Origin of the sequence: Ochrobactrum teleogrylli (assembly GCF_006376685.1) — a bacterium.
GTDB lineage: Bacteria > Pseudomonadota > Alphaproteobacteria > Rhizobiales > Rhizobiaceae > Brucella > Brucella teleogrylli.
This window is the reverse complement of record NZ_VEWL01000010.1, coordinates 59,949-75,756: the sequence shown is the minus strand read 5'-3', so window position 1 is coordinate 75,756 and position 15,808 is coordinate 59,949. Positions and strand designations below refer to the sequence as shown.

Here is a 15,808-nt window from a genome sequence, read left to right as displayed (position 1 = left end):
CGGATGCCTGACGATTATTCTTCGTCTTCGTCGGTGTTCGTGCCCTTGAGGGACGAAAGCTTCGCGAAAACCTTGTCCGCGTCGAGTTCTTCTTCCGCAGGTGGTTCGTCGCGATAATCGAAGTTTTCTGTTGCCGAAGCTGGCAGCAGCGTGCTGTCGGATTCCGGTGCAGCCGGACGGTTGCGCGCTGCGCGTTCGACTTCGATGTCGAGATCGATCTGCGAGCAAAGGCCGAGCGTGACCGGATCCATCGCCGTCAGATTGGCCGAGTTCCAGTGCGAACGATTGCGAATCTGTTCGATGGTCGACTTGGTCGTGCCGATCAGGCGCGAAATCTGCGCATCCTTCAGCTCGGGATGATTGCGCACCAGCCAGAGAATCGCGTTCGGACGGTCCTGACGCTTTGACAGCGGCGTATAGCGCGGGCCCTTGCGCTTGGCTTCAGGAACGCGAACCTTCGGGTCAGCAAGCTTCAGACGGTAATACTGGTCTTTTTCGCCCTTCGCGATTTCCTCGCGCGAAAGCTGTCCTGTAATGACCGGATCGAGACCCTTGATACCCTGAGAGGCTTCGCCATCGGCAATCGCCTTCACTTCCAGCGGATGCAGCTTGCAGAAAGCTGCAATCTGGTCAAACGACAGAGCCGTATTATCGACAAGCCAGACGGCCGTTGCCTTCGGCATAAGAAGCTGAGTGGCCATTAGATATAATCCTTCTGTTCGTCCGCTCCGGTGGCGCGGGACGTGGAAAAAACCACAATTTCCGGGAAATCACGGCCTATATATAGGTTTTTTGGCAGCAGGGCAAGAATGCGCTGAAGCCCGCACAACAATCTGTGCGTGATTTCTCGATTGCGGCTATGAGGAGCCGAAACTCTCAGGCGATATCGAGCACGATCTTGCCGATATGCCGCCCCTCTTCCATGCGCTCATGGGCACGCCAGGCATCCTTCAGGGAAAAGATCATATCCATGACCGGCGCGACACGGCGCTCGGCCAGAAGCGGCCAGACTTTTGCCTCCAGCTCGCGTGCGAGATCTGCCTTGAATTCAACCGGGCGGGCGCGCAGGGTCGATCCGGTATGGGTCAGACGCTTGGTCATCAGCAGCGCGAAATTGGCGGTGGCCTTGGCGCCGTTCAAAAACGCGATCTGCACAATGCGGCCATCTTCGGCGGCAACCTTATAATTGCGGTCGACATAATCGCCACCCACCATGTCGAGAATGACATCGGCACCCTTCCCGCCAGTCAGCTCCTTCACGGCAGTAACGAAATCCTCGTCACGATAATTGATCGCGTGATCGGCGCCGAGCTTCACGCAGGCATCGCATTTACCCTTGGACCCGGCGGTCACGATCACCGTCGCTCCGAACGCCTTGCCCAATTGGATAGCAGTCGTGCCGATACCCGACGAACCGCCATGGATCAGCAGGGTCTCGCCTTCCTTCAGGCCCCCACGTTGAAAAACATTGTGCCAGACGGTGAAAAAAGTCTCAGGGATGGCCGCAGCCTCGATATAGCCATAGCCCGAGGGCAGCGGCAGCGCATTGGTTTCATGCACCACAGCATATTCGGCATAGCCGCCGCCGGGCAGCAGCGCCACGACCTGATCGCCCTTCTTGAAGCGCTGCACGCCCGCACCAACCGCCACGATATCGCCTGCGATTTCCAAACCCGGAATATCGGATGCACCCGTCGGCGGCGCATAATTTCCCTGCCTTTGCAGCACGTCGGGCCGATTGACGCCCGCAGCCCGCACACGCACCAGCACCTGTCCCTCCCCCGGCTCCGGCATGGACCGCTGCACGGGGCGCAGCATATGCGCGCCACCCGGTTCGGAAATCTCGATTGCAGTCATCCGTGAAGGTAAATCGGCCATCATCATCAAAACTCCTGTTCGAACGCAGCCGGAAGCGCATGCGTCATACACAGTTTCGCACCGTCGCAGAAATACCTCACAAAAGGTCTGATCTGGGTTCGATCCTGGCCACACGCAATTCCGTTAGAGAAATCGTAATCGATTTTCCCAAATGTATATGCGAAGATTCAAGGTGTTAAATCTTTTCTCGGTAACTATGGCATCATTGACCACGGAGGAAGGCCATGAGCGGTTTCGAAGAAGATGCGATAAAACCACGCGATAGCGCTGTGCTCAGCGAAGATGAATTGTCGCTGCTTTCAGTCGCGGAGATCGATCAGCGCATTGTCTTGTTGCAATCGGAAATCGAGCGTCTGAAAACCCAGAGACTGAAGAAAGGCGACAGTCGAGCCGCGGCAGAAGCTTTGTTTCGCTGAAAATGCCAGTGGAAGCCACGCCAGCGGCTTCCATAAATCCCCGGCATCAATGCGGGGCAATCACATAGGAATGTCGTTGTGCGCGTTTACATTCAGGTCCTGTCCCTTCTCTGTGGAACAGCCTTTCTCCTGATGGCATCGGGTTTGCATGGGTTGCTTTTGCCCCTGCGCGGCGGTGCCGAAGGTTTCTCGGTCACCTCGCTCGGTATGCTGGGCACCACCTGGGCAGGCGGTTTCGTAGCGGGCTGTCTTTTCGCTCCGCGCCTTGTGCGCCGTGTCGGGCATGTGCGCGCCTTCGGCTGCTTTGCCGCATCGGCGGCGGTCATCGCACTTCTCTCCGGCATATTCGTCGATGCGACCATATGGGTGATCCTGCGCGCCTTTACCGGCTTTTCGATGGCCGGCGCCTTCATGGTCATTGAAAGCTGGCTGAATGAGCGCGCCACCAACGAATCGCGCGGCAAGATTTTCGGCCTCTATATGATGGTCAATTACGGGGCCACCATGACCGGCCAGATGCTGGTCGCGGGCGGCGACGTGCGCTCCGACCATCTGTTCATGATTTGCGGCATTCTTTTCTGTCTGGCGCTCATTCCAACGGCCATTTCAACAGCCGTCAGCCCAAGACCGCTGACCGAAGTGCAACTCGACCTAAAGGCGCTCTACCGCAACTCGCCCGCTGCCTTCGTCGGCTGCATATTGATCGGCATCGCCAATGGCGCATGGGGCACGCTTGGCGCTGTCTTCGGCGCAAAATCCGGCATATCGACCACAGAAATCGCCCTCATGGTCAGCGTGACCATTGCGGCAGGCGCATTGATGCAGATCCCTATCGGGCGCATTTCCGATCTGGTGGATCGCCGTTTTGTACTTGCGGGCGTTGCCGCACTGGCAGCCCTCGTCGGCCTCGTCGCATTCATCATCGGGCCGTCGAACGGCTCGGTCATCATCGTCATGACGGGCTGCTACGGCGCGCTTGCCTATGCGCTCTATCCGGTCGCCGTGGCGCACGCCAACGACCATGCAACGGCGGAAAGCTTTGTGAAAGTCTCCAGCGGCCTGCTGTTGCTCTACGGTTTCGGCACCATGCTCGGCCCGCTTCTGGCCGCTGCGGCCATGGATATATTCTGGCCGTCCGGGCTCTTTGCCATAACCATGCTGGCGCATATTTCGATTACCGGCTACGCGCTGTTCCGCTCGCGCCAACGCGCCGCTGTGCCCAAGGAAGAGAAGGATCAGTTCAAGAGCATGCCATCTGAACGTGGTGCGACACCGGAAGCGATGAACCTCGATCCGAGAGCCGAAACGGAAAGCTGATCTGATCGTCTATTGAAAGAAGCGGGATAGCGCTGAAACCGCGCCGATAGAAAAAACATGAATCAAAATGTTCGGCGGCTGTGGCACAGCCGCCAATATTAAACTCAGGTCGGGCAAGGTGCAGCCGTGAGAGCGAGGTTCGATCTGATTTCATCACATCGGCGCTCTAACCGTTTATTTTAACGCGCGTCTTTTCTGAAAACCGCTTTTCAGTTTTCAAGATGCGCTCTCAAAGGCGCTGCCGCCATTCGACCGTTCTGGCCGAGATGCTTATCGCTATATCAGGCCGCAGCAACACCCGGCTTAAGCCGACCTGTTCCACGTCCGATATGAAATGGCTTGAAGCGCCTTTGCGGCTTCCCTGTCCATGCCCCTTGGGTTTGCGTCAGTGACGCGTTACCTGAGATCTAAGCTTCTCTATCTGGTCCTTCAGCATAAGCTTCTTGCGCTTGAGAGACGCAACGTGAAGATCATCCATTGCCGGTGACGCCAAAGCATCGGAAATTTCCTGCTCCAGAGCGCCGTGCTTCTTTTCAAGCGTGGCAAGATGGGACTCGATAGCCATCATCAGTTCTCCTTTGGTTGATTTCCACACGATAACGGAACAGCCAGACCGACCCCAGATCAACCATTGCGGCAGGTGCTGTTGTTCCATCTGCTTAACTGCATGAACGCCCGGCACACCTCCTGTTTATCCGGGCCAACACGCAGTCCCGGCTGCCATGCATGCGGTTTTGATTTGTCGCCTTCGACAGCCGCCATCCATGACAGAACCATGACAGTTTGGCATGAGTTTGGTGCAAAGTCGAATTTGTCGTGGTAGCATTTTCCTATCGCGAAAAATGTGATAAGGGCTTCGCCCGAAACGGGCTTGCGCAGCGCCTTGAACGAGGTTCGGCGCAGCCCGTAAAACTATTCAACAGAATGGGGTTCGCATGTCCGATCAGGAACAGGCCGAGATCAGGTTGGCCGTCGCACGTCTGAAACAGGAGCACGCGGATTTCGATGCGGCGATCAATGCGATGATAGCCGTCGGCTGCGACCAGTTGCGCGTCCAGCGCATGAAGAAGAAAAAACTCGCGATCAAGGACAAGCTTCAGGAAATGGAAGATCAGGTCATTCCTGACATCATCGCCTGATCGCGCCTCATATCGAAAGCAAAGCCGGGGTCCGCCCGGCTTTATCATTTTTACCCACACAATATCTCATCCGCGAAAGCATGAAACGGAGCAGGAAAGACCAATGAGCGTTACCGCCGACGTCGCCATTATCATGGGCAGCCAGTCTGATTGGGAAACCATGCGCCATGCCGCAGACACGCTGGAGGCGCTCGGTATCGGCTTTGACGCCCGTATCGTTTCCGCGCACCGCACGCCCGACCGGCTGGTCGCCTTTGCAAAGGGTGCGAAGGCCGACGGCTTCAAAGTTGTGATCGCTGGCGCAGGCGGTGCCGCACATCTTCCCGGCATGGCCGCCGCCATGACGCCGCTGCCGGTGTTTGGTGTGCCGGTTCAGTCCAAAGCTCTTTCCGGCCAGGATTCGCTCCTGTCCATCGTGCAGATGCCAGCTGGCATTCCCGTCGGCACGCTGGCCATTGGACGCGCTGGTGCCGTCAACGCCGCCCTGCTCGCTGCCGCCGTTCTGGCGCTGCACGACGATGCTCTTGCCGCCCGTCTGGATGAGTGGCGCAGCGCCCAGACCGAGAGCGTGGCTGAACGTCCTACCAATGAGGTCTGATATGGAAAAATCCGCACTCACATCCGGCGCAACGATCGGCATCATCGGCGGCGGACAATTGGGCCGCATGCTGGCCATGGCCGCAGCGCGGCTCGGCTTCCAGACGGTCATTCTGGAGCCACAGCCAGATTGCCCGGCGGCGCAGGTTGCCAACCGCCAGATCGTCGCCGCCTATGACGATCCGAAAGCGCTGGCCGAACTGGCCGCAGCGTCCGACGTCATTACCTATGAATTCGAAAACGTGCCGGTCAGCGCCGCAGACAAGCTTGCCGAGACCGCCATCGTCCTGCCGCCGCCAGCGGCGCTGGAAATTTCGCAGGATCGCTTCAACGAAAAGCAGTTCCTCAATGAAAGCGGCATCGAAACCGCCCCCTGGCGTCTGGTCGATGACGAAGAAACGTTGATCGCAGCACTTGGTGCGCTTGGCGAACGCGGTATCCTGAAAACCCGCCGCCTCGGCTATGACGGCAAGGGACAGGTGCGCCTGACTTCGCTGGACGAAACAGCTGCCCATGACGCGCTGACCGCCATCAAGAAGGCCCCGGCGATCCTGGAAGGGTTTGTCGATTTCGATCGTGAAGTCTCGGTCATCGCCGCGCGCGACCGCAGCGGCAATGTTGCCATTTTCGACATCGCCGAAAACGTCCATAAGGATGGCATTCTCTCGACATCGACCGTTCCTGCCCGCATTTCCGCACAGACGGCGGATGCTGCGCGGCAAGCGGCAGAGAAGCTTTTACATGCGCTGGATTATGTCGGCGTTCTGGGGCTCGAATTCTTCGTTCTCAAGGACGGTTCGCTGCTCGCCAATGAATTTGCGCCACGTGTGCACAATTCCGGCCACTGGACGGAAGCCGCCTGCGCGATCTCGCAGTTTGAACAGCATATCCGCGCCGTTGCCGGGCTGTCGCTTGGCAATACGGACCGGCATTCCGATTGCGTGATGGAAAACCTGATCGGCAACGATATTGATCGCGTGCCAGCGATTCTATCGGAACCCAATGCCGTGCTGCATCTCTATGGCAAAAAGGAAGCTCGCGAAGGCCGGAAAATGGGCCATGTGACCCATATCAAGCCCCGCGCGCGCTAGGCTTTGTCGGGAATCTGGACGATTCCCGATGACTCTGCCCGCTGCGACAAGATTTTCAGGCTCCCGCCCGTGAATCTGCCGCGCAGGAGTTGACATTTACCCGAAACCTTGTGTATTTCGGCCAACCCTTCAGGCACATATACCGTGTCTGTAATCAATTGGCGCCTTGGGCGCTGTTTTTATGAAGCCCGGCGGCGTGTTCATGTCGATGGGCCAACCAGACCGGTGATTGACATGAAGATCAAGAACTCGCTTAAAGCGCTTAAGGGCCGTCATCGCGACTGCCAGTTGGTCCGCCGCAAGGGCCGCGTTTACATCATCAATAAGACTGCTCCGCGCTACAAGGCTCGTCAGGGCTAATCTTATTTTTGATTTTGCATTTGACGTTCCGCCGTGCATAGGGAAATCTATGCATATGCGGAACGTTTTTGCATGTCTGAAGATTTTTGCGACGGTTGCCGCATTCAGCGCGGCGACTTTGACCATTCACGGCGCACGCGCCGAGATGGCACCCGATAAGGCGCCGTTGAACGCCCAGCTGACTGCTCCGCTCACGCCTGTACAGATCGGCGCAGACAGCGAGCAGAAGCCCTCCTCCTCGCAAACAGCCCCCGCCAAAGCGGCAGCGCCCCAGACGCCGGAAGAGCGTCTCGACAAGCTGTTTGCCGAGCTTCGCAAAACAACGGACGAAGCCAAGGCACGACGCATCGCATCACAGATCAATACGCTCTGGTCGCAATCCGGCAGCGCCACCATCGACCTTCTGGTCCAATGGGCGAACGCCGCCATGCTGGAACATCGCTATACGTCAGCGCTCGATTTCCTGAACGAAGCCATCGCTCTCAATCCGGATTATGCGGAAGCATGGAACCGCCGCGCGACGGTTTATTTCCTGCAAAAAGATTATGCTCACGCCATGTACGACATCAATCGTACGCTGGAGCTGGAGCCGCGCCATTATGGCGCCCTGACGGGCATGGCGGCCATTCTGCGCGTTCGCGGCCTGAAGGAGCAGGCCATGAAGGCTTATGAGCAGGCGCTGATTGTCTATCCGATGATGCGGGACGCCCAGAAGAATTTCAGCGATCTAGCCGATGAGCTGGCCGACACGCGCACCTAACACTACAGTTGCATTCTTTGTGATGCCGGTCTGCAAACAGACCTATCCCATAAAACAAAACGCGCCCCGGATGGAGCGCGTTTTTTACTTATACGCAAGAGCACCGAAACTGGATGAGATTCGGGATGATGGTGTGCCGAAAATGGTGGGGCTTTGAGACCCGGAGCGGAGCGTACATAAAGTACGTGAGCACCAGAAGCTCAAAGACGTGCCATTTGCAGGCCACCAGAGCCCGAATATCGCCAGTTTAGACGCCGGACTTTCCGTCGGCGCCTATATAGGCGATGCGGAGCATGTTGGTCGCACCCGGCGTACCGAAAGGCACACCGGCGGTGATGATGATGCGCGAACCGGCTTTACCGAAGTCTTCTTCGAAGACGATCTGGCAAGCGTGATCGACCATATCTTCCAGATCGTGGGCATCGGCGGTTACGACGCAATGCAGGCCCCAGACGAGCGACAGCTTGCGGGCGGTGTCGACGACCGGCGACAGCGCGATGATCGGCGTGCGCGGACGTTCACGGGCGGCACGCAGGCCGGTAGTGCCGGAAGCCGTATAGGTCACGATTGCCGAGAGCTTCAGCGTTTCGGCAATCTGGCGGGCCGCAAGCGAAATCGCATCGGCACCGGTCGGTTCAGGTGCTGCACGCTGCGCATCGATGATGGTCGAATAGGTCTGTTCCTGCTCAACCTGTTCGGCAATGCGGTTCATCGTGGCGACCGCTTCGACCGGATATTGGCCCGATGCGGATTCAGCCGAAAGCATGATGGCGTCCGCACCTTCGAACACAGCCGTTGCAACGTCCGACACTTCGGCGCGCGTTGGCACCGGCGCGGTGATCATGGATTCGAGCATCTGCGTGGCCACCACAACCGGCTTGCCGGCACGGCGCGCGCGGCGGGTGATCTGCTTTTGAATGCCCGGAACGCTTTCAAGCGGCATTTCCACACCGAGATCGCCTCGGGCGACCATCAGGGCATCGGAAAGCTCGATGATCTCGTCAAGGCGTGTTACCGCCTGCGGCTTTTCGATCTTCGACATGATGCCGACCTTGCCGCGCGAAACCTTGCGCACTTCGGCCAGATCTTCCGGGCGCTGGATAAAGGACAGCGCAACCCAGTCGATTTCTTCCTTCAACACGGCATCAAGGTCCTTGCGGTCCTTTTCGGTCAGTGCGCCGACACCGAGCGTGGTGTCCGGCAGGCTGACGCCCTTGCGGTCGGAGATGCGGGTGCCGGAAACGACCTTACAGCGGATGGACTTGCCATCGGTGGCTTCGGCCACGAGATGCAGCTTGCCGTCATCGATGAGCAGGCGGTGGCCCGGCTCGACCGCTTCCAGAATTTCTGGATGCGGGAGAAAGACGCGGGTTTCGTCGCCGGGCGCTTCGTTATTGTCGAGCGTGAAGGTCTGGCCGGGAACGAGATCGACCTTTCCGTCCTTGAATTTGCCGACGCGCAGCTTTGGCCCCTGAAGGTCGGCGAGAATGCCGATCGGGCGGCCAATGGCCTTTTCCACATTGCGGATGCGCTTCACGAGGGTGCGCATCAGGTCATGGTCGGCATGGCTCATATTGATGCGGAAAACATCGGCACCGGCTTCAAAGAGCTTGCGGATGACGGCTTCCTCGCCAGACGCCGGACCCAGCGTTGCGAGAATCTTGACCTTGCGGTTGCGCTTCATTGACTATTCGTTCCTGTAACAGTGGGGGTTTCCGGCGGTGTTTCGTCTGCAAGCTGAACCATCCAGCTCGACTGTTCCCCGGTATCATATTCCTGGAAGCCGTTGCGCTGGAAGCCGCGCGCGTAGCAATCCTGCACGCCCGAGATGCGGAATTCCTTTTCCGCGACGCACATGTTCACATTGCCCTGCCAGCGGCCGTCGCCCTGGGCATCCTCGGCATAGAGATAATAATAGCGCGACGTCAGCGGGCCTTCGATCAGCGTCTTGCAGGTCGAGCCTTCGATATGCCACCAGCCTTCTGTTACCCAGCCGGTCTTGGCCCGGTAACCGATGGAGACGCCGACAAGATTCTGCGTCGAATTACAGACGCGGAAATCGGCCCGCGCCTCCACAGAGGTCATGCCGAGCGCACCAAGCAACACGGCGGAAAATACAGCCAGGAAGTGTGGAAGTCGCATCCGCCGAACCCCTTCAGCCCGCAATCGCTTTTGTTTCACGTCTGGAAATCCCATTTCGGTCGCTCTCTTTTCGGCAGTTTCGCCGGTGATGTCAACGCAGTCCCGCCGAGAAGAAAGCACATGACGAAAGAATGATCGTTGCAATCCCGGCTTTCTCATGACAGACCTGAAACAGCTTCCCGCGCCCGATGAAAATCAATCCCGAATTGTTCCTGGGAATTCAATCCGTGTCGTTCGCAAAACCGTCAGCCACTTCGTTCTCGCCCGTTTACAGGATCGAAGGCGATTTTCGCCTCGGCCTGCTTCTGACCGCCGACCACGCACGGCGCGACGTGCCTGCCGAATACGGTAGTTTGGGTCTGGAAGAAAGCGAATTCGACCGTCATATCGCTTATGACATCGGTGTCGAAGCCCTGACGCGGGCATTGGCTGGCCGCCTTCAGGCGCCCGCAGTGCTTGGCGGCTTTTCCCGTCTGCTGATCGATCCCAATCGCGGCGAGGATGACCCGACGCTCATCATGCAGCTATCGGATGGCGCGGTTATTTCCGGCAATTATCCGATGTCGGCGGGTGAGCGGGAAGATCGGCTGACCCGTTTTTACCGTCCCTATCATGAGGCTGTGACGGAAATGAGTGCCCGCGTGGAACGCGAAAGCGGACATGCGCCTTTCATCGTCTCCATCCATTCATTCACACCGCGCTGGAAAGACAGGGCCCGCCCCTGGCAGATCGGCCTACTGTGGGACAAGGACGACCGCGCCGTCGCGCCGCTTCTGTCGCTGTTGCGCGCCGAGCCCGGTCTGGTGGTCGGCGACAACGAGCCCTATGACGGCGCATTGCGCAACGACGCCATGTATCGCCACGCCACAGCCAAGGGCTTTGCCCATGTGCTGATCGAGGTGCGGCAGGATCTGATCGCAGACGAGGCCGGAGCGGTGGAATGGGCGGAACGGCTTGCTCCGATGCTGCGGCAGATCAACACGCTCGACGGCATGCACGAGGTCCGGCATTTCGGCTCGCGCACCGGCACGGTGGCGTGAACCACCGCTTTTCCACAGTGTTCCACACTCTTCCACAAGGTTTGGCCCCATAAATCGTGCCGGGCATCGAAAAGGCTCTTAATTTTGCCCGCGACTCGCGGGAAAACCGGTGCAGAATTTCAGACATGCGAAATCGTGCCTCCGCGCCGTTCGCACCCATCAAGACAAGAATTGGAGAAGCCGCGTGAGCGACGACATTACCAGCGAAGCCCAAACCATTGCCGTCGGCCAGTTGCGTGCCTTCATCGAGCGCATCGAGCGCCTCGAGGAAGAAAAAAAGACCATCGCCGACGATATCAAGGAAGTTTACGCGGAATTGAAGGGCTCGGGGTTTGACAGCAAGGTCGTGAGGACCATTATTCGTCTGCGTAAAAAAGAAGACCATGAACGTCAGGAAGAAGAAGCGATGCTCCAGCTCTATATGGACGCGCTTGGCATGGGCTGACCCAAAGCTCTACCCGGAGCTTTTACCCCTTCTTCCTGAAATCGGAACCCGGCGGATCACGCCTGATTCGCATTCAGAGGAAGGGGATTGGGTCCATGGAATATAAGAAGCTCGGACGTACCGAACTGAAAGTTTCGCCGCTCTGTTTCGGCGGCAATGTCTTTGGATGGACGGTCGATGAAGCGACGTCGTTTTCGCTGCTCGACCGTTTTGTCGATGCAGGCCTGAATTTCATCGATACGGCGGACGTCTATTCCGCCTGGGCAAATGGCAATGTCGGCGGCGAATCCGAAACCATCATCGGCAACTGGCTGAAATCCCGCGGCTTGCGCGACAGGGTCGTCATCGCCACCAAGGTCGGCTCGGAAATGGGGCCCGACGAAAAGGGTCTTTCACCCGCTTATATTCGCAAAGCCGTGGACGCCTCCCTCAAACGGCTGCAGACCGACTATATCGATCTTTACCAGTCCCATTGGGACGATCCTGAAACACCGTTCGAGGATACGCTCGGAACTTATAAAGAGCTGATTGATGCGGGCAAAGTGCGCGCCATCGGCGCGTCCAACCTGACGCCGGAGCGGCTGACGGAAGCGCTGGACGTTGCAAAACAGCACAACCTGCCGCGCTACGAAACCTTGCAGCCGCTCTATAATCTTTATGACCGGTCGGGGTTCGAGGATGGGCTGGAAGCCATATGCCGCGACAATGAAATTGGCGTCATTCCCTATTACGCGCTGGCCGCCGGTTTCCTGACCGGCAAATACCGCTCTGCCGACGATCTTGGCCAGAGCGCTCGCGGCAAATCGGTTGAGAAATATCTGACGGATCGCGGCTCGCGGATCATCGCCGCGCTGGACCAGGTGGCCCGCAGTGTCGACGCCACGCAGGCGCAGGTGGCCATCGCCTGGCTGGTTGCTCACCCGTCGATCACTGCGCCGATTGCCAGCGCCACGCGCCTGACCCAATTAGGAGAACTGATCAGCGCCGCCGAGCTGAAGCTCGGCAAAACCGATCTGGCCCTGCTCAACAAGGCAAGCGCTTAAAAGTCCTATCCAGTTGGAATATATGTGGGCCAGGATGAGGCGAAAATGGTGATTTCCGAGACCCGGAGCGCAGCGTACTCAATGTACGTGAGCACCGGAAGCGTAGCAAATTGCCATTTGCAGACCATCCTCGTCGACATATCGGCAGGTTCGATTAACCTTCAATCTCCTCGCGCAGCATTTCGAGTTCCAGCCACTCTTCTTCCATGGCCGCGTTCTCACTGCGCTTCTTTTCCAAAAGATCGGCAGTCTTAGCAAATAGCGTCGGGTCCTTGGCATAAAGCTGCGGATCGGCAAGCTTGCCTTCAAGCACGGTAATTTCCTTGCCCAAGGCGTCCATCTTGCCCGGCAGCGTTTCCAGCGCGAATTTCTGCTTGTAGGAAAGTTTGCGCTTTTCCTCACGCTTCGGCTGCGAAGCCTCGTCACCGCTGTCGTCGCTCTTATCGCGGGCGGTCGCCGTCTTCACGTTGCGACGCTCCAGCGCCTGTTCCTTGCGCTGCGCCATCATGTCGGCATAGCCGCCCGCATATTCCAGCCAGCGGCCATCGCCTTCCGGCGCAATCACCGATGTCACGGTGCGGTCGAGGAAATCGCGATCATGGCTGACCAGAATAACCGTGCCCGGAAAACCCGCCACCAGTTCCTGCAACAGATCCAGTGTTTCCATGTCGAGATCGTTGGTCGGTTCGTCGAGGATCAGCAGATTGGCCGGACGGGCCAGCACACGGGCCAGCATCAGTCGCGCCCTTTCGCCACCGGAAAGCTCGCGGATCGGCGTGCGCGCCTGTTCCGGCTGGAATAGAAAATCCTTCATGTAGGAAACGACATGACGCTGCTCGCCATTGATGACGAGGTTCTCCCCACGCCCATCGGTCAGATAATGCGACAGCGTCTCATCCAGATTGAGACTGTCGCGCTTCTGGTCAAGCTCGGCCATTTCCAGATTGACGCCCAGCCGAAGCGTACCGGAATCCGGCGCAAGTTTGTCAGTCAGAAGCGAAAGCAGCGTGGTTTTTCCGGCACCGTTCGGTCCAACCAGACCGATCCGGTCGCCCCGCTGCACGCGGGTCGAGAAATCCTTGACCAGCACGCGGTCGCCATAGGCCTTGTTCAGCCCCTTGGCTTCGATCACCAGCTTGCCGGATTCCTTGGAATCGCTGGCGGTCAGAACCGCCGTGCCTTGCGCCTTGCGGTGGTTGCGGAAATCGGCGCGCATGGAATGCAGTTCGCCAAGGCGGCGCATATTGCGCTTGCGGCGCGCCGTCACGCCATAGCGCAGCCAGTGCTCTTCACGGGCAATCTGGCGGCCAAGCTTGTGATGATCGCGCTCTTCCTCTTCCAGAACCTTGTCGCGCCATTCCTCGAAATGACCGAATCCCTGCTCCAGACGGCGTGTGATACCACGGTCAAGCCAGACGGTCGCGCGGCTGACATTTTCCAGAAAGCGACGGTCATGCGAGATCAGAACGATAGCCGAACGGATCTGGCGCAACTCGCCTTCCAGCCATTCGATCGTCGTCAGATCGAGATGGTTGGTCGGCTCGTCCAGCAAAAGCACATCAGGCTGCGGCGCGATCACACGCGCCAGCGCTGCGCGGCGCGCTTCGCCACCTGAAAGATGATCCGGATTTTCTTCGCCGGTCAGGCCCAGATGCTCCAAAAGATAGGTCACGCGATGCGGATCGTCGGTCGGTCCGAGCCCTGCTTCGACATAGGCGCGCACGCTGGCAAAACCGTCCATGTCCGGCACCTGCGGCAGATAGCGAATGGTCGCGCCCGGATGCTTGAACACTTCGCCCGAGGTCGGCTCGACCATGCCTGCGGCGATCTTCAACAACGTGGATTTGCCAGAACCATTGCGCCCGACCAGCGCGATGCGGTCGCCCTCGCTCACCGAAAGGCTCGCATCCTCCAGAAGCGGCGTGCCGCCGAAGGTGAGCTTGATCTGGTCTAGACGAAGGAGCGGTGGTGCCATGGTTCTTCTGAGGCTTTCTGGGCGGTTCGCGCGATGGGCTTTGAAATTCCGCCCTGCTTGTCCGCGACAAAAGCCGTTCTGTCAAATGGATCGATAGGAAAGAGGCATGAAAAACAAACAGGCCGGGTTTCCCCGGCCTGCCGTGATTGGTTTTCAAGCCTAAGCCGGCTCAAGCTCTGCGAGCTTGCCGAGCATAGTAGCGCGAACTTATTGGCAACGCGCTTCGTAGATGCGGCCGTAATTGTCACGATAGCGGCAGTACTGCACGCCATTGCGCGACTGGGCAGCGCCCACCAGCGTACCGGCGACAGCGCCGATCGCTGCACCCGTGAGAGCGCCACGGCCATTGCCGCCAATTGCACCACCGGCGAGAGCGCCGATTGCTGCACCGCCAACGCCGTAACCAGCCGTACGCTGTTCGTTGGTCGTGCAGGCTGCTGTTGACAAAGCGAGCACCCCGGCAACCGCAATCATGGAAAGACGTGATTTCATCAAACAATCTCCTGTCAAAGTTGACATTTCAGGTGCCGATTTTGCGTCCCCAATTTCGGCGTTAGCGAATTTACCCGCTTGCTGCATTTGAAATACGTTTCGCTATCGAGCGTCAAGCCTTTTCAATCGGTAAGGTTAGCGGCACACTGTTGGCGTGTTCAGAACTTAAGTTTGCGACAAGTATCGCTAAGCCAGAACGCACAGTAATACGAAGTGTTCCACGCACTATATTGGAAACAGTCCACGAAGAACCAAAAGGCAAGGTCACGTTGTCTAACGGCCACTCGGCATTTGTGATTGAAAGTCCGTCCAAAGCCGAGAAACTGATGACGCTGAACAGCGTACCATCTGGAAAATCATAGGCAAATTCGCCGGATGTCACCGGCCAGGCTTCTTCCGCACCGCTGGAAAGAAAGACGTTCCGCCCCTTTTCCGCCTGCGCCGTCGCCATGGTGAGATGCAGAAGCGTGTGATCGGTGCGCTGTCCGCCGAAAGCGCCGCACAAAATGGCGCGCGTTGCGCCACGGGCAAACGCTTCCTCGAAAGCCAGTTCGCCGTCTGTCATGTCCTTGGCGCGGGGAAATGTCTTTTGCGGCACATGCGCATATTGTTCAACGAGCGCTTGTGGCGTCGAATCGAAATCGCCAAGCCAAAGTTCTGGCTCGACGCCCAATACCGCCGCATGACGAATGCCGCCGTCGGCGGCAAGAATGCGCGCGCCGGCTATCTGCTGCCGCAGCCGTTCGGTTACGACAAGATCGCCGCCGAGAAGGATGACGAATGTGCTCATAAGTCGCTCATATCATGGGCAAATCGCAGCCGGAAGTCCGTTGTGCCCGACTTGTCGATGGTTTTGCCTCTCTTGCCCTTCACGGCCTGACATATTAATGTCGCAACGCTCTAACGGGGTGCCATCGGCGCAAGCAGATGGCTGAGAGGCTTTTCAAAAAGCCAACCCGCCGAACCTGATCCGGTTTGCACCGGCGGAGGGATTAGATGCTGCTCTGCGGCACGATCCCGAAAAGTTGCAGCTTCAAGTTCCAACCTTTCGGTGATGATTGTGTTCCTGAACCCAAGCGGCGCTATATCCTTTTAACATGATGAAAGGACGTG

18 protein-coding genes and 1 riboswitch are annotated in these 15,808 nt (G+C 58.2%); of the genes, 10 read left to right on the top strand and 8 right to left on the bottom strand.

The window, feature by feature from the left end:
• Positions 1-14: 14 nt before the first annotated feature.
• Both FIC94_RS15700 and FIC94_RS15695 read right to left on the bottom strand, forming a co-directional pair.
• Positions 15-701, bottom strand: coding sequence for a DUF1013 domain-containing protein (locus FIC94_RS15700; protein WP_121538587.1), 687 nt, complete (start codon positions 699-701; stop codon positions 15-17).
• A 175-nt stretch (positions 702-876) separates the two neighbouring features.
• Positions 877-1,881, bottom strand: coding sequence for an NAD(P)H-quinone oxidoreductase (locus FIC94_RS15695; RefSeq protein ID WP_140025550.1), 1,005 nt, complete (start codon positions 1,879-1,881; stop codon positions 877-879).
• Positions 1,882-2,102: 221 nt separating this feature from the next.
• Between FIC94_RS15695 and FIC94_RS15690 the strand changes: the two genes are divergently transcribed.
• A complete protein-coding gene (locus FIC94_RS15690) occupies positions 2,103-2,294 on the top strand; it encodes a DUF1192 domain-containing protein (protein WP_078339509.1) in 192 nt (63 codons plus the stop codon).
• A gap of 78 nt (positions 2,295-2,372) precedes the next feature.
• Complete coding sequence (locus FIC94_RS15685; RefSeq protein WP_109369774.1) at positions 2,373-3,611, top strand: MFS transporter; 1,239 nt, start codon at positions 2,373-2,375, stop codon at positions 3,609-3,611.
• A gap of 385 nt (positions 3,612-3,996) precedes the next feature.
• Here FIC94_RS15685 and FIC94_RS15680 read toward each other — a convergent pair whose 3' ends face one another.
• Positions 3,997-4,179 (bottom strand): YdcH family protein, encoded by a 183-nt coding sequence (locus FIC94_RS15680; RefSeq protein ID WP_171058804.1) that lies wholly within the window; start codon positions 4,177-4,179, stop codon positions 3,997-3,999.
• 367 nt (positions 4,180-4,546) lie between these two features.
• Between FIC94_RS15680 and FIC94_RS15675 the strand changes: the two genes are divergently transcribed.
• The 5 genes from FIC94_RS15675 (at position 4,547) to FIC94_RS15655 (ending at position 7,558) form a co-directional block, all read left to right on the top strand.
• Positions 4,547-4,750 carry a YdcH family protein gene (locus FIC94_RS15675; protein ID WP_078339590.1) on the top strand — a complete coding sequence of 68 codons (204 nt, stop codon included), beginning with the start codon at positions 4,547-4,549 and terminating at the stop codon, positions 4,748-4,750.
• 103 nt (positions 4,751-4,853) lie between these two features.
• The gene (gene purE / locus FIC94_RS15670; RefSeq protein ID WP_109369775.1) at positions 4,854-5,348 is read left to right on the top strand and encodes a 5-(carboxyamino)imidazole ribonucleotide mutase; all 495 of its coding nucleotides are present in this window, start codon (positions 4,854-4,856) and stop codon (positions 5,346-5,348) included.
• A 1-nt stretch (position 5,349) separates the two neighbouring features.
• Positions 5,350-6,438: a 5-(carboxyamino)imidazole ribonucleotide synthase gene (locus tag FIC94_RS15665; protein ID WP_140025486.1), complete on the top strand. Its 1,089-nt coding sequence runs from the start codon at positions 5,350-5,352 to the stop codon at positions 6,436-6,438.
• A gap of 234 nt (positions 6,439-6,672) precedes the next feature.
• Complete coding sequence (gene ykgO, locus FIC94_RS15660) at positions 6,673-6,798, top strand: type B 50S ribosomal protein L36 (RefSeq protein WP_010661422.1); 126 nt, start codon at positions 6,673-6,675, stop codon at positions 6,796-6,798.
• 37 nt (positions 6,799-6,835) lie between these two features.
• Entirely contained in the window at positions 6,836-7,558 is a 723-nt protein-coding gene (locus FIC94_RS15655; RefSeq protein WP_109369777.1) for a tetratricopeptide repeat protein, read from the top strand.
• 247 nt (positions 7,559-7,805) lie between these two features.
• Here FIC94_RS15655 and pyk read toward each other — a convergent pair whose 3' ends face one another.
• Together pyk and FIC94_RS15645 are read right to left on the bottom strand one after the other, a co-directional pair.
• Complete coding sequence (gene pyk, locus FIC94_RS15650) at positions 7,806-9,242, bottom strand: pyruvate kinase (protein ID WP_109369778.1); 1,437 nt, start codon at positions 9,240-9,242, stop codon at positions 7,806-7,808.
• The gene (locus FIC94_RS15645; RefSeq protein WP_109369779.1) at positions 9,239-9,700 is read right to left on the bottom strand and encodes a DUF1036 domain-containing protein; all 462 of its coding nucleotides are present in this window, start codon (positions 9,698-9,700) and stop codon (positions 9,239-9,241) included. Before FIC94_RS15645 ends, pyk begins: the two co-directional genes overlap by 4 nt.
• Positions 9,701-9,888: 188 nt before the next feature.
• Here FIC94_RS15645 and FIC94_RS15640 point away from each other — a divergent pair, with 188 nt between their 5' ends.
• The 3 genes from FIC94_RS15640 (at position 9,889) to FIC94_RS15630 (ending at position 12,228) form a co-directional block, all read left to right on the top strand.
• The gene (locus FIC94_RS15640) at positions 9,889-10,740 is read left to right on the top strand and encodes an N-formylglutamate amidohydrolase (protein ID WP_140025485.1); all 852 of its coding nucleotides are present in this window, start codon (positions 9,889-9,891) and stop codon (positions 10,738-10,740) included.
• Between the two features lie 184 nt (positions 10,741-10,924).
• Entirely contained in the window at positions 10,925-11,185 is a 261-nt protein-coding gene (locus FIC94_RS15635; RefSeq protein WP_061348000.1) for a DUF2312 domain-containing protein, read from the top strand.
• Positions 11,186-11,280: 95 nt separating this feature from the next.
• Positions 11,281-12,228, top strand: a complete 948-nt coding sequence (locus tag FIC94_RS15630; protein ID WP_140025484.1) for an aldo/keto reductase — start codon at positions 11,281-11,283, stop codon at positions 12,226-12,228.
• Positions 12,229-12,382: 154 nt separating this feature from the next.
• Here FIC94_RS15630 and FIC94_RS15625 read toward each other — a convergent pair whose 3' ends face one another.
• The 3 genes from FIC94_RS15625 to FIC94_RS15610 all read right to left on the bottom strand — a co-directional run bounded on the left by FIC94_RS15625 (position 12,383) and on the right by FIC94_RS15610 (position 15,485).
• The gene (locus tag FIC94_RS15625; protein ID WP_109369782.1) at positions 12,383-14,203 is read right to left on the bottom strand and encodes an ABC-F family ATP-binding cassette domain-containing protein; all 1,821 of its coding nucleotides are present in this window, start codon (positions 14,201-14,203) and stop codon (positions 12,383-12,385) included.
• Positions 14,204-14,410: 207 nt separating this feature from the next.
• Positions 14,411-14,695 (bottom strand): YMGG-like glycine zipper-containing protein, encoded by a 285-nt coding sequence (locus tag FIC94_RS15615; protein WP_109369783.1) that lies wholly within the window; start codon positions 14,693-14,695, stop codon positions 14,411-14,413.
• A gap of 112 nt (positions 14,696-14,807) precedes the next feature.
• Complete coding sequence (locus tag FIC94_RS15610; RefSeq protein WP_140025483.1) at positions 14,808-15,485, bottom strand: thiamine diphosphokinase; 678 nt, start codon at positions 15,483-15,485, stop codon at positions 14,808-14,810.
• A gap of 104 nt (positions 15,486-15,589) precedes the next feature.
• A riboswitch (TPP riboswitch) is annotated at positions 15,590-15,704 on the top strand.
• Positions 15,705-15,808: the final 104 nt, after the last annotated feature.

Bases quoted from the DNA above. Each gene is read 5' to 3' on its own strand.
- FIC94_RS15700 (WP_121538587.1), bottom strand. From the start codon at position 701: ATGGCCACTCAGCTTCTTATGCCGAAGGCAACGGCCGTCTGGCTTGTC.
- FIC94_RS15695 (WP_140025550.1), bottom strand. From the start codon at position 1,881: ATGATGGCCGATTTACCTTCACGGATGACTGCAATCGAGATTTCCGAA.
- FIC94_RS15690 (WP_078339509.1), top strand. From the start codon at position 2,103: ATGAGCGGTTTCGAAGAAGATGCGATAAAACCACGCGATAGCGCTGTG.
- FIC94_RS15680 (WP_171058804.1), bottom strand. From the start codon at position 4,179: ATGATGGCTATCGAGTCCCATCTTGCCACGCTTGAAAAGAAGCACGGC.
- FIC94_RS15675 (WP_078339590.1), top strand. From the start codon at position 4,547: ATGTCCGATCAGGAACAGGCCGAGATCAGGTTGGCCGTCGCACGTCTG.
- purE (WP_109369775.1), top strand. From the start codon at position 4,854: ATGAGCGTTACCGCCGACGTCGCCATTATCATGGGCAGCCAGTCTGAT.
- FIC94_RS15665 (WP_140025486.1), top strand. From the start codon at position 5,350: ATGGAAAAATCCGCACTCACATCCGGCGCAACGATCGGCATCATCGGC.
- ykgO (WP_010661422.1), top strand. From the start codon at position 6,673: ATGAAGATCAAGAACTCGCTTAAAGCGCTTAAGGGCCGTCATCGCGAC.
- pyk (WP_109369778.1), bottom strand. From the start codon at position 9,242: ATGAAGCGCAACCGCAAGGTCAAGATTCTCGCAACGCTGGGTCCGGCG.
- FIC94_RS15645 (WP_109369779.1), bottom strand. From the start codon at position 9,700: ATGCGACTTCCACACTTCCTGGCTGTATTTTCCGCCGTGTTGCTTGGT.
- FIC94_RS15640 (WP_140025485.1), top strand. From the start codon at position 9,889: ATGAAAATCAATCCCGAATTGTTCCTGGGAATTCAATCCGTGTCGTTC.
- FIC94_RS15630 (WP_140025484.1), top strand. From the start codon at position 11,281: ATGGAATATAAGAAGCTCGGACGTACCGAACTGAAAGTTTCGCCGCTC.
- FIC94_RS15625 (WP_109369782.1), bottom strand. From the start codon at position 14,203: ATGGCACCACCGCTCCTTCGTCTAGACCAGATCAAGCTCACCTTCGGC.
- FIC94_RS15615 (WP_109369783.1), bottom strand. From the start codon at position 14,695: ATGAAATCACGTCTTTCCATGATTGCGGTTGCCGGGGTGCTCGCTTTG.
- FIC94_RS15610 (WP_140025483.1), bottom strand. From the start codon at position 15,485: ATGAGCACATTCGTCATCCTTCTCGGCGGCGATCTTGTCGTAACCGAA.